The following is a 12,612-nucleotide window of genomic DNA, read 5'->3' on the forward strand; positions in this document are numbered from 1 at the left end:
CTTGTCCTACCCTTCGAAAATCAGACTCGTGTTTCAGGATGATGACAGGGGCGCGATCGCCGCAGTCGGCGACCACCCGAAACCGGCGGCAAAATCCGACAGCATCGCAAATATTGTAGTTTCTCGATGGATCGATTGATGTAAGGAGGGGACTCGCATGTCAGGACGGAAATCGATACGAGGAGCCATAAGAGCATGGATGGGCACGACAATCCGAAACCATCGCCGGTAACCGGAGATCTCGACGAACAGGCTCTCTTCTTCCACCGCTATCCCCGCCCCGGCAAACTGGAAATCCAGGCCACCAAGCCGCTCGGCAACCAGCGCGACCTCGCACTTGCCTATTCCCCGGGTGTGGCCGCCCCTTGCCTCGCGATCCGCGACAATCCGGAAATGGCCGCGGAATTCACCGCGCGTGCCAATCTGGTCGCCGTGGTCTCCAACGGCACTGCCGTGCTCGGCCTCGGCAATATCGGCCCGCTCGCTTCCAAGCCCGTGATGGAAGGCAAGGCCGTCCTCTTCAAGAAATTCGCCGGCATCGATGTGTTCGACATCGAAATCGACGCGCCGGGCATCGAAGCCATGGTCTCGACGATCTCGGCACTGGAGCCGACCTTCGGCGGCATCAACCTCGAAGACATCAAGTCTCCGGAATGTTTCGAAGTCGAGCGTCGTCTTCGCGAAAAGATGAACATCCCGGTCTTCCATGACGATCAGCACGGAACGGCGATCATCGTCGCCGCCGCGATCCTCAACGGCCTGGAGCTTGCCGGCAAGACGATCGACAACGTCAAGATCGTCACGTCGGGCGCCGGTGCGGCAGCGCTTGCCTGCCTGCATCTTCTCGTGTCGCTTGGTGCGAAGAAGGAAAACATCTGGGTCCACGATATCGAAGGGCTGGTCTATGAGGGCCGCGTCGAGCTGATGGACGAGTGGAAGGCGATCTACGCCCAGAAGAGCGACAACCGAGTTCTGGCCGACAATATCGCCGGCGCAGACGTCTTCCTCGGCCTGTCGGCCGCGGGCGTGTTGAAGCCCGAACTTCTGGTGCAGATGGCCGAAAAGCCGCTGATCATGGCGCTCGCCAACCCGACGCCGGAAATCATGCCGGAACTCGCCCGCGCGGAGCGTCCCGACGCGATGATCTGCACCGGCCGCTCGGACTTCGCCAACCAAGTCAACAACGTCCTCTGCTTCCCCTACATTTTCCGTGGTGCGCTCGATTGCGGCGCCCGCACGATCAACGAAGAAATGAAGATGGCGGCGGTCAAGGCGATCGCAGCCCTTGCCCGCGAGGAAGTCTCCGACGTCGCCGCGAAAGCCTATTCCGGTGAAACGCCGATCTTCGGCCCCGACTACCTGATCCCCTCGCCGTTTGATCCGCGCCTCATCCTGCGCATCGCGCCGGCTGTCGCACGCGCTGCGGCCGAAAGCGGCGTCGCCGCTCGTCCGATCCAGGATTTCGAGGCCTATCTCGACCAGCTTAGCCGATTCGTCTGGCGCTCCGGCTTCGTGATGAAGCCGATCTTCACGGCGGCCAAGACTGCCGAAAGAAACCGCGTCATCTTCGCCGAAGGCGAGGACGAACGCGTTCTGAGGGCCGCACAGATCCTGCTCGAAGAGCAGATCGCAAGGCCCATCCTGATCGGCCGTCCCTCGGTCATCGAAGCCCGTCTCCAGCGTTTCGGCATCCGCATCCGCCCGAATGTCGATTTCGCCGTCGTCAACCCGGAAGACGATCCGCGTTACCGCGGCTATGTCGACGACTATTTCGCGCTCGTCGGTCGCCAGGGCGTCAACCCGGAAGCGGCACGAACCATCGTGCGCACCAGCAACACGGTCATCGGCGCGCTATCGGTCCAGCGCGGCGAGGCAGATGCGCTGATCTGCGGCATCGAAGGCCGCTACGACCGGCATCTGCGCGACGTCAACCAGATCATCGGCAAACGCGAAGGCACGAAGACGCTCGCCGGCCTCAGCCTGCTGATTTCGCAGCGCGGTGCGATCTTCTTCACCGACACGTTCGTCAACTACAATCCGACCGCCGAAGAGATTGCCGAGATCACCATTCTCTCGGCCCAGGAAGTGCGCCGCTTCGGCATCAAGCCGAAGGCGGCCCTCATCTGCCACTCCAATTTCGGCTCGCGCAATTCCGAAAGCGCCGCGAAGATGCGCGACGCACTCGCCATCATTCGCGAACGGGCGCCGGATCTGGAAGTCGACGGTGAAATGCAGGGTGGCTCGGCGCTTTCCGAGGAACTGCGCAAGCGCGCCATGCCGAGCACCACATTGTCCGGTGAAGCCAATCTGCTGGTCTTCCCGAACCTCGATGCGGCCAGCATCTCGCTTGGCCTGGTGCGCACCATGATGGACGCGCTGCATGTCGGCCCGATCCTGCTTGGCACGGCAAAACCCGCCCATGTTCTCGGCCAGTCCGTCACATCCCGCGGCGTCGTCAATATGGCGGCTCTGGCCGTCGTCGAAGCCTCGCAGCCAGAGTCGCTGTTCGGCTAGGTCTCACAGAAGCCGGGGCGGTTTAGGATATCTTCATCCGCCCCGGCCTATGTTTGATGGGTTTTAACGAATTGCCGGAAAAGCGATGCGATTTCGCGGCCTGATCTTCATTCCGCTCGTCTTCGTCCCCGCCTCCGTCCTGGCGCGGGATGCGCAGCTTTGCGCGGATCTGTACCGCAAGCTTCACAGCACACCGGTTGTGATCGGCAATACCGCTGAAATGCGCCGATATGCGCAGGACCTCAGCCAGGCAAACTCCGACATCCGCAAACTTCGCGTCGACATGCGGCGCGCCGGATGCGGTGGCGGCAGCATTGTTTCCTTTGGCGCGGCCAAGGCCGACCAGTGCGAACCCCTCCTCGAGCAGCTGCAAGCCCTGGAGGAAAACCGCGAAGTGCTTGTTGACGAGCGCAACAAAGCCCGCAACCTGTCCGTCACCGGGGAAGAGCGCGGCGCAACCATCGTTGCCATCCGTCAAAATGCCTGCATTCCGTCCGATTTCCAGGATGTCGCGAAGGAGGAGGAAAAGGAACGGATCCGGGTAAAGGGGATCGCGCTACCGAAGGATGAGGAGGCCTATTCCGGCAGCATCACCGACCTGCGGACCCGCAAGCCTGCCACCGTCCAGAAGGTTGCGATCGATCCCACGCCGCCGGTACCGGAGCGGAATTACGAAACCTCCGCAAAGGTCCGCACGGTGGGTCCGATTTTTCTCCCTGAAGCCAGTATTGATCTGCGCCACCCCCGCGAAAATGGACCGCAGCAACAGCAGTAGTCAGTCACCCTGCCAGCGCTCGGAAAACACCAGGTCTTCCAGTGCAAGGCGCTGGCGCCAGCCGCGCACGGCCAGTTCCGGCTCGCTGTAGAGCTGGTCCACATGGCCGAGACAGAGCCAGGCGACGATCGCCACGCGCTCTGGGATACCCAGCAGCCTGCGCACGTCCTCATCGCGGAAAATGCTGACCCAGCCGACACCGACGCCTTCGGCGCGCGCGGCAAGCCACAGGTTCTGCACGGCGCAGACGGTGGAGTAGACATCCATGCGCGGATTGTGGGTGCGACCGAGCACGACCGGTCCCGCCCTGTCCGGATCACAGGTAACGCAGATCGATAGCGGCGCCTTGCGAATGCCTTCAAGCTTGAGGCTGCGATAAAGCTCGCGCTCGCCGCCGGAAAACATCTCGGCCGCCTCGTCATTGGCCTTGGAAAAGGCCTCCCAGGCCGCCTGCCGCATCGCCTGGTCACGGACGAGGATGAAGTTCCACGGCTGCATGAACCCGACTGACGGTGCGGCATGCGCGGCCGCCAGAAGACGGGTGACAAGCTCGTCGCTCAAGGGGTCGGCAAGGAACTGATCGCGAACGTCGCGTCGCGTTTCGATCACCCGGTAGATCGCTGCCCGCTCCGTCGCGGAAAAGGCGCCGGCCGGAGCAAGGCCTGCTTGCGTATCGTCGGACGGGTCTGGAATTGGCGGCATCGTCTATCCCCAACAGTGCTTGCGACGGCTGAAGCAAAACTGCCGAGGCTATGCCCGACCATACCAGATATCGCAAGCCCATCACGAAACAGGAAAATACCTGACATAGGCGAATTCGTCACCGTCCGGTGACCAGTTTGGCGAATTCATCGTGCCCTGCCCGCCGAACAGTTCGAACAGCGTTTCGACATTGCTGCCATCCATATCCATCAGCCGAACCCGGACATCGAGATCGCGCGGATGATCGAACACGTCGCCGTCATAGGACACGAAAACGATCTTGTCTCCCTTCGGTGACGGATGCGGAAACCAGTCGCCATAGGGGCTGTCGGTGATGCGCTCCGCCGAGCCGCCCAAAGCCGGCACGCGCCAGATCTGCATGGTGCCCGTGCGGCTCGAATTGAAATAGATCCAGTTCCCGTCCGGGGAGTAGTCAGGCCCGTCGTTGCGGCCTTCGCCATGGGTGAGCCGCATCTCCTCGCCGCCTTCGACCGCAATCGTATAGATATCGAAAACATCGTCGCGGATGCCGCAATAGGCGAAGCGCTGTCCGTCCGGAGACCAGCCGTGCCAGTAGGAGGGAAGCTTCGGTGTTACCAACGTTGGCTTGCCCCCGGTCGCGGCAAGCACATAGATCGCGGACTTGCCGAATTCGACCTTATCGGAAATCGCAATCAGCGTGCCGTCGGGCGAGATGCCATGGTCGTTGTTGCAGGCAACCGCGAACTCGGTGTCAACGATGATCGGAGGCGTGTCGCCGGCCACGGGCAGCCGATAGATCAGCCCGTCGCTGTTGAGCATGAGGAAACGTCCGTCCGGCGCCCAGTTCGGCGCTTCGAAAAGCGCGCTCGTCTGCCAGACAATCCGGCTCTGTCGCGTCCGGATATTATAGATTTCGACCGAACTGCGCATTGCATCCTCTCCCGGCGATTTGCTGCCAGCGTGAGGTTACGACGCCTGAACACAAGGTGGCAAGTCACGCGAGATAAGCCTCCGGAGCTCTAAAAACACATCATTAAAAACTGACGGATGCGATTCATGGATTCTTTATAACCGCATAACATTATATTCGAATATACTCATACAATGGGAGTTGGTGATGAGAATCCGATCCTTGCTGCGATGCCGTTCGGGCAGTTCCGCCGTCGAATTCGCGATCATCGCGCCGGTCCTGCTTCTGATGCTCTTCAGCCTGATCGGCTATGGCGTCTACCTCGCTGCAGCCCACGCCGTGCAGCAGATTGCCGCGGATGCGGCACGCACTGCTGTTGCCGGCCTCGATGCCAGCGAACGCCAGAAGCTGGTGCAGGAGTATCTCACCAAGTCGACGATGGACTATGCGCTTCTCGACAAGAAGAACTTCACGACGAAGGTGCAAAGCGACCCGAGCAACCCCAACCAGTTCACCGTTTCGATCGAATACGACGCCAGCACCCTGCCGATCTTCAGTCTCTACAGCTACGCCATGCCGAACAAGCACATAAGGCGCTATTCGACCATGCGGATCGGAGGCATTTGAGATGCTTTTCCGACTGAAGCGTCGTCAGACTATCGCCGGTGACCGGGCCGGCAACATTGCCATTACTGCAGCACTTGCCATGCCGCTTGCCATCGGAGCGCTGGCACTCGGCGTCGACTATGGCAGTCTGACGCTGCAGCAGCGGCAGTTGCAGGCAAGCGCCGACCTTGCCGCGATTGCAGCGGCAGCCAACATTTCGACTGCGGAAAAATCCGCTTTCGACTTTTTCGCGATGAACGGTCAAAGCATTGGCGTCGTCAGCGCCGGCGGCCTGCTGACAACCAAGGGGGTTGTCCCATTCAACCCCAAGACGGCGCTCGAAGCCTATGGCAGCTATGCCGAGATCAGCAGGGGCCGCTATGTACCCGATCCCGCGCAGCCTGCCGCGAACCGTTTTGTCGCCGGCGCAACACCGCCCGATGCGGTCCGCTTGACGCTCCGCAGCAAGAGCAACCTGATGTTCGGGGCAAGTCTCACCACCCCGCCGGCGCTTGCCGCATCCGGCACAGCAGCAACGGATAAGCTTGCGTCCTTCTCGATCGGAAGTCGTTTGGCAAGCGTCAACGAGGGTGTCCTCAATGCCCTGCTTGGCCAGATGCTCGGAACGACGATTTCCCTGAAGGCGATGGATTATCGGGCCCTCGCCGATGCCCAGGTCAATGCCTTGAAGACGATCGACCAGCTTGCTCTTGATCTTGGTCTCCAGTCAGGGACTTACGCGGATGTTCTCACAACCGACATCAACTATGGCAAGTTCGTCGGAGCCCTCGGCAAGACGACCGGACTTACCCCCTCGGTCTCGACGGTCCTCTCCAATCTCGAAAAGACGCTCAACAAGACGAAGGTCATGGTCAAGCTCGAGGATACGCTGAAGCTGGGACCCGTATCTCAAAAGCTGATCGGCCAATCGAGTGGACTATCTGTCAACACCAGCGTCTTCGATCTGCTGTCGGCGGCCGCAACCGCTGCCAGCGGCGGCAAGCAGCTCTCTGTCGACCTTGGGACATCCATTCCCGGTGTCGCATCGTCCAAGGTGACCGTTGCGATCGGGGAGCCGCCGGTCGGGTCGTCCTACCTTGCAGTTGGAGCGCCGGGCACGATCGTCCGCACCGCTCAGACACGCGTGGCGGTCGAGGTCGTGGTTGATGGCCTCCAGGCGATCCTCGGGCTCAAGGTCCGCGTCCCCCTCTACCTGGAAGTTGCCTATGCCGAAGGACGGCTTGCCGGGATCACCTGTACGGGCGCGGCCAACAGCGCCTCCGTCGATGTCGACGCCGTCCCGGGCATCGCGTCGATCGCATTGGGCGACGTCGATACGACTGCATTCACGAACTTCGGCAAAGATCCGCGTGTCACGCGAGCCGACATCATCTCGACCCTTCTTCTCAAGGTCTCCGCCATGGCGGACACCACCTCGACCAATCTCAAGACAGAGCGATTGACGTTCTCGCCGGCGGATATCAGCGCGAACAGGGTAAAGTCGACGTCGGTCAAGAACGTGCTTGAGTCGCTGACGACTAGCCTGCTTTCCAAGCTCGTTGTGCGGGTAGACCTTCTCGGCCTTGGGCTCGGGCTGCCGCAACCCATTATCTCTGCCGTCGGCGCCACGCTCGGTGCGGCCATGAGCCCGGTCGACACCGTCCTCTACAACGTCCTGCTGACCCTCGGCGTGCGCGTTGGTGAAGCGGATGTCCAGGTCGGTGGCGCGTCCTGCCGTAACCCCGTTCTCGTCCAGTAGGCGGCCCTTGCAACGCAAAAGGCCGGCGTTTTCACGCCGGCCTTTTGCGTTGTGTCGAACCGGGGTTCAGCCGTTGACGACCATTCGCTTCTCGTCGCGACCGCTTTTCATACGCTCGGCGAGGAGGAACGCCAGTTCCAGCGCCTGGTCGGCATTGAGGCGCGGATCGCAGTGCGTGTGGTAGCGGTCCTGCAGGTCGCCGGCCGACACCGCACGGGCGCCTCCGGTGCATTCGGTCACATCCTTGCCTGTCATCTCGATATGGATGCCGCCCGGATGGGTCCCTTCCGACCGGTGGATCTGGAAGAAGCTTTCCACTTCCGACAGGATCCGCTCGAAAGGACGGGTCTTGTAGTTGTTAAGCGTGATCGTGTTGCCATGCATCGGATCGCAGGACCACACGACCTTGCGGCCTTCGCGCTCGACGGCACGGATCAGCTTCGGCAGGCCATCGGCAACCTTGTCGTGGCCGAAGCGCGCAATCAGCGTCAACCGGCCCGGCTCGTTGGCCGGGTTCAGCGCGTCGATCAGCTGGATCAGATTGTCCGGCTGCAGCGAGGGACCGCATTTGAGGCCGATCGGGTTCTTGATGCCGCGGAAGTATTCCACATGCGCATGGTCGAGCTGGCGTGTGCGGTCGCCGATCCACAGCATGTGGCCCGACGTTGCGTACCAGTCGCCGGACGTCGAATCGACGCGCGTGAAAGCTTCCTCATAGCCGAGAAGCAGAGCTTCATGGCTGGTGAAGAAATCCGTCTCGCGAAGGCTCGGCTGATTGTCGGCCGTGATGCCGATCGCCCGCATGAACTCCATTGTCTCGCTGATCCGGCCGGCCAGCATGCGGTAACGCTCGCCCTGCGGACTGTCCTTCACGAAGCCCAGCATCCACTTGTGGACGTTTTCGAGGTTGGCATAGCCACCCATCGCGAAGGCACGCAGAAGGTTCAGCGTTGCCGCCGACTGGCGATAGGCATCCAGCTGGCGCTCCGGGTTCGGAATGCGTGAGGCTTCGGTGAAATCGATGCCGTTGATGATATCGCCGCGATAGGACGGCAGCTCGACATCGCCCTGCTTCTCGATATTGGACGAGCGTGGCTTTGCGAACTGACCGGCGATGCGGCCGACCTTCACGACAGGAAGCTGCGCACCGTAGGTGAGCACGACGGCCATCTGCAGGAACGAGCGGAAGAAGTCGCGGATGTTGTCGGCGCCATGCTCGGCAAAGCTTTCGGCGCAGTCGCCGCCCTGCAGAAGGAAGGCATCGCCTTCCGCCACCTTGGCAAGCTGGGATTTCAGGCGGCGAGCCTCACCCGCAAACACGAGCGGCGGGAATGTGGAAAGCTGCGCCTCGGTTGCTTCCAATGCAGCCATGTTCGGATAGTCCGGAACCTGCTGGATCGGCTTGTTCCGCCACGTGCTCGGGGTCCAGTTCTGCGCCATGATACTCACCTGTTTCCACCCCGGCTCCCCCGCCGGGCAAAGCTTCAAATTTTGCGGGGCTTATAGACCGAACGGCCTCGTTTGCATAGCGGGTAGATAAGCGCCCGGCCGGGCTTCCACCAGTGCAACAAACGATGTCGAACCATCTCACATTGCTGAATTATATTCGTCCCGGTCCAAGCAGACCTCAGACCCGCTCGCCATTCCTGATGCGGTAGCTCGGCGTGTACATGGTCACCAGTTCCTCCGAAGCCGTCGGATGCACCGCCATCGTGCGGTCGAAATCGTCCTTCGTCACGCCGGCCTTGAGGCAGATGCCGATCAGCTGCGCCATTTCTCCGGCCTCGTGGCCGAGGATGTGGGATCCGATCACCTTGCGGCTCTCGGCATCGACGATCAGTTTCATGATCGTCTTTTCCTGCCGGCCGGAGAGCGTTGCCTTCATCGGCCGGAATTCCGCCCGGTAGACTTCGAGCTCGGCATAGCGCTTGGCCGCTTCCTCTTCCGAAAGACCGACCGTGCCGATCTCCGGCTGCGAGAACACCGCCGTCGCAATCAGCTCGTGATCCGGCTTGGTCGGGTTGTTCCTGAACGCGGTCTCGATAAAGCACATCGCCTCATGGATCGCGACCGGCGTCAGCTGTACCCGGTTGGTGACATCGCCGAGCGCATAGATGTTTTCTTTATTGGTGCGCGAATACTCGTCGACGACGATGGCTCCGAGCTCGTCCACCTCGACACCGGCAGCCTCAAGTCCCAGACCATCGGTGTTCGGATCACGACCGAGCGCCAGCATCACGGTATCAACGGCAAGCGTTTCGCCGCCCATGGTCGACGCGATGAGATGACCGGCCGGAGATTTCGTCACTTCGGCGATCACGTCGGTGAGAATGACCCGCATCCCCTTGTCTTCCATCGCCTTGCGGAGTCCGTGGCGCATGTCCTGGTCGAACCGCGACAGGATCTCCTGGCCGCGATAGATCAGCGTCACCTCGACGCCGAGGCCATGAAAGATGTTGGCGAATTCCACCGCGATATAACCGCCGCCGGCGATCAGGATCGATTTCGGCAGTTCCGGCAGATCGAAAGCCTCGTTGGACGAGATGCAGAGCTCGTAGCCGGGAAGGGCCACATGCGGGTTGGGCGTGCCGCCCGTGGCAATCACGATCTTGTCCGCCGTCACGGTTCTTCCGGATTTCACCAGGCGCACCGTATGGGCATCGACAAGCTCGGCCCGGTCTTCGATCGCCTCGGCGCCGCTATTGGAGAGGTTGCGCTTGTAGATCGCCTCGAGCCTCGCGATCTCGGCATCCTTGGCCGCGATCAGCTTTTTCCAGTCGAAGCTGGTTTCGCCGACCGTCCAGCCGAAGCCGACAGCATCTTCGAAATGCTCCGAGAACTGCGACGCGTAGACAAGCAGCTTCTTCGGCACGCAGCCGCGGATGACGCAGGTGCCGCCGAACCGATATTCCTCGGCCACGGCAACCGTCTTGCCGAGCGACGCGGCAACGCGCCCTGCCCTGACGCCACCGGAGCCTGCACCGATCACGAACAGGTCATAGTCATAGGCGGTCATGGCAGGCTCCTGAAGAAAGAACATGGGTGGGATGCTTGGGGCATAGATAGGTGCCAGCCACATATAATGCTGCAGCCGCCATAAACAAAAGCCCGGATTTCTCCGGGCTTTTCAGAAGTCTTTTAAATCAGTCGATCAGGGCTTGGCAGCAGGCGTCGGAGCCGGCTTGGCGCCAGCCGCCGCAGGTGCCGGCGTATCGACGACAGGTGCCTTGATCGGGTTGGCATCGATAACGCCGCGCAGCTTGGCGGTCGCCTGGGTGTTGAGGTCGCGCGAAATGCCGTTGGCCCAGATTTCAGCCGCACGTCCGAGTTCGCGGGCAACCAGCGGCTGGTTGTTCAAAAGCTTCTTGCCGGCTTCGGTCGTGAAGAAGGTCGAGATCGTCTTCAGCTCATCGACGGAAAAGCTTTTGGCGTAGATCGTCGCGGCTTCCTTTTCGAGATCCGCACGACGCGGAGCAAGCGCCAGCGCCTCTTCGTCGACGATGGCGTTGATCTGTTCCTGGAAGTTCGGCGAAGACTGGATAAACTGTCCCTTCAACGCTTCGGCCATGTTGGGCAGAATGTTGTCGAACCGATCGGTGACGTTGAGCGAAGCGATAGCATCGCGCGCAGCCGCCATATGGGCCTCAGGAATTTCCTGGGCCTGAGCAGAAACGGAAACGGCGCCGGACATCACAATTGCGAGGGCGGCAGCACGGCCAAGAACCGCGAATTTGATCATGGGTTGATTGCTCCTAAGGTTATTTCGCCTTCAACGTCCGCGCACCAGCCTCGCCGGCGATGATCGCAAAGGACGCGATGTGAATGAACAGCCCGTGCTCGACGACGCCGGGAATGAGATGAAGTTGAGCTGACAAGGCCTCTGCATCAGGAATGCGGCCAAAAGATGCGTCAAGAATATAGTGCCCGCCGTCGGTGCGAAACACATCTTCGCCACCGCGGCGCAGCTTCAGTTCGCCGGAAAGGCCGAGCCTGGAGGCCGCCTTTTCGATGGCAATGCGTGTCGAGGCCATCCCGAACGGATTGATCTCGATCGGCAGCGGAAACGCGCCGAGGGTTTCCACGACCTTGCTTTCGTCGGCAATCACGATCACCTGAGCAGACGCCGCCGCAACGATCTTTTCACGCAGCAAAGCCCCGCCGCCGCCCTTGATCAGGGTCAGGTTCCCGTCCACCTCGTCGGTGCCGTCGATCGTCAGATCGAGCTCCGGCAGTTCGTCGAGCGATTTGAGGGGAACGCCGAGTTCGACGCAAAGGCGGGCGGTCCGCTCCGAGGTCGGCACGCCGAGAACCTTCAGGCCGCCATGCACCTTTTCGGCCAGGAGACGAACAAACTCTTCGGCAGTCGAGCCTGTGCCGATGCCAAGACGCATTCCGTCTTCGACATATCCCAGCGCAGCCTCAGCCGCCTTGACCTTCATTTCTCGGGCGTCCATCCGCCAAAAGCTCCAGAATGTTCCTGCGGTCGCTGTTTACACGGCTCTTTTGACAAACGAAAGAGCCTAACGTCTTGCACACAGGCTTGCTGAGGTTTTGCGGCGTCGCCGGATCCGTGTTAGTCGCTGCCTTGCTTTTTTCTGTATTGATATTCCAGCCGGCATTCATCGAAACCAAGAGGCACCCGTGAAAACTCCCCTCGTCATCTTCGATCTGGATGGTACCCTCGTTGATACCGCGCCCGATCTCATCGATAGCCTCAATCACACGATTGCCGCGGCCGATCTGCAGCCTGTCGCCTATGAGGACATCACCCATCTCGTCGGCCAGGGCGTGCGGATGATGATCGCCCGCGCCTTCCACCTGCGCAACACGCCGCTCGACGACGAACTGGCGGCGCGGCTTTTCGATCGCTTCATGGCGCATTACAAGGCGAATATGCCGGGCAAGAGCAAGGTCTATCCCGGTGTCATCGACTGTCTTGATCGCCTCGCATGTGCAGGCGTCCGGCTTGCCGTCTGCACCAACAAGCTGGAAGAACTGGCGCTGCCGCTGATGCAGGGCCTTGGCCTTGCCTCGCGTTTCGACGTCATCACCGGCGGAGACACGTTTGCGGTCCGCAAACCCGATGCGGGGCATATTCTCGGCACGATCGAAAAGGCAGGCGCCGACCCGGCATGCAGCATCATGATCGGCGACAGCATCAACGACATCCTCGCCGCGCAAAATGCAAGGATTGGCTCGATCGCCGTCAGCTTCGGCTATTCAGACGTCCCCGTCGTGGACCTCAACGCCGACATCGTCATTGATCACTTCGACGATCTGACCGTCCAGGTCATCCGGCAGATGATCTGAGGTCAACCCGAACGAAAACGGCGGCTCGAAGGCCGCCGTTTCCAATTGGACGTC

Annotated in this window: 11 protein-coding genes; 5 read left to right on the plus strand and 6 right to left on the minus strand. The window is 61.0% G+C overall.

Annotated features, from left to right (window positions below):
• The first annotated feature begins 195 nt into the window (after nucleotides 1-195).
• Together J3A65_RS10135 and J3A65_RS10140 are read left to right on the plus strand one after the other, a co-directional pair.
• The gene (locus J3A65_RS10135; protein ID WP_062456577.1) at nucleotides 196-2,514 is read left to right on the plus strand and encodes an NADP-dependent malic enzyme; all 2,319 of its coding nucleotides are present in this window, start codon (nucleotides 196-198) and stop codon (nucleotides 2,512-2,514) included.
• An 85-nt stretch (nucleotides 2,515-2,599) separates the two neighbouring features.
• The gene (locus tag J3A65_RS10140; RefSeq protein WP_092660813.1) at nucleotides 2,600-3,289 is read left to right on the plus strand and encodes a hypothetical protein; all 690 of its coding nucleotides are present in this window, start codon (nucleotides 2,600-2,602) and stop codon (nucleotides 3,287-3,289) included.
• On the opposite strand, the gene bluB is transcribed toward J3A65_RS10140, so the two are convergent.
• Nucleotides 3,290-3,991 carry a 5,6-dimethylbenzimidazole synthase gene (gene bluB, locus J3A65_RS10145; RefSeq protein WP_209900999.1) on the minus strand — a complete coding sequence of 234 codons (702 nt, stop codon included), beginning with the start codon at nucleotides 3,989-3,991 and terminating at the stop codon, nucleotides 3,290-3,292.
• 81 nt (nucleotides 3,992-4,072) lie between these two features.
• Nucleotides 4,073-4,903 (minus strand): PD40 domain-containing protein, encoded by an 831-nt coding sequence (locus J3A65_RS10150; RefSeq protein WP_209901001.1) that lies wholly within the window; start codon nucleotides 4,901-4,903, stop codon nucleotides 4,073-4,075.
• 187 nt (nucleotides 4,904-5,090) lie between these two features.
• Between J3A65_RS10150 and J3A65_RS10155 the strand changes: the two genes are divergently transcribed.
• Together J3A65_RS10155 and J3A65_RS10160 are read left to right on the plus strand one after the other, a co-directional pair.
• Entirely contained in the window at nucleotides 5,091-5,510 is a 420-nt protein-coding gene (locus tag J3A65_RS10155) for a TadE/TadG family type IV pilus assembly protein (RefSeq protein WP_209901004.1), read from the plus strand.
• A 1-nt stretch (nucleotide 5,511) separates the two neighbouring features.
• Nucleotides 5,512-7,248 carry a pilus assembly protein TadG-related protein gene (locus J3A65_RS10160; RefSeq protein ID WP_209901006.1) on the plus strand — a complete coding sequence of 579 codons (1,737 nt, stop codon included), beginning with the start codon at nucleotides 5,512-5,514 and terminating at the stop codon, nucleotides 7,246-7,248.
• 66 nt (nucleotides 7,249-7,314) lie between these two features.
• On the opposite strand, the gene J3A65_RS10165 is transcribed toward J3A65_RS10160, so the two are convergent.
• The 4 genes from J3A65_RS10165 to rpiA form a co-directional block, all read right to left on the minus strand.
• Nucleotides 7,315-8,688, minus strand: a complete 1,374-nt coding sequence (locus tag J3A65_RS10165) for a 3-deoxy-7-phosphoheptulonate synthase class II (protein WP_113110585.1) — start codon at nucleotides 8,686-8,688, stop codon at nucleotides 7,315-7,317.
• Between the two features lie 187 nt (nucleotides 8,689-8,875).
• Nucleotides 8,876-10,264 carry a glutathione-disulfide reductase gene (gene gor, locus J3A65_RS10170; protein ID WP_209901008.1) on the minus strand — a complete coding sequence of 463 codons (1,389 nt, stop codon included), beginning with the start codon at nucleotides 10,262-10,264 and terminating at the stop codon, nucleotides 8,876-8,878.
• 135 nt (nucleotides 10,265-10,399) lie between these two features.
• Nucleotides 10,400-10,987, minus strand: coding sequence for a DUF2059 domain-containing protein (locus J3A65_RS10175; RefSeq protein ID WP_062580883.1), 588 nt, complete (start codon nucleotides 10,985-10,987; stop codon nucleotides 10,400-10,402).
• A 19-nt stretch (nucleotides 10,988-11,006) separates the two neighbouring features.
• Entirely contained in the window at nucleotides 11,007-11,702 is a 696-nt protein-coding gene (rpiA, locus tag J3A65_RS10180; RefSeq protein WP_062456553.1) for a ribose-5-phosphate isomerase RpiA, read from the minus strand.
• Nucleotides 11,703-11,889: 187 nt separating this feature from the next.
• Here rpiA and J3A65_RS10185 point away from each other — a divergent pair, with 187 nt between their 5' ends.
• Nucleotides 11,890-12,558, plus strand: coding sequence for an HAD family hydrolase (locus J3A65_RS10185; protein ID WP_113167395.1), 669 nt, complete (start codon nucleotides 11,890-11,892; stop codon nucleotides 12,556-12,558).
• The last annotated feature ends 54 nt before the right edge of the window (nucleotides 12,559-12,612 follow it).

Source organism: Rhizobium sp. PvP014, from assembly GCF_017876855.1.
Classification (GTDB): Bacteria; Pseudomonadota; Alphaproteobacteria; order Rhizobiales; family Rhizobiaceae; genus Neorhizobium; species Neorhizobium soli.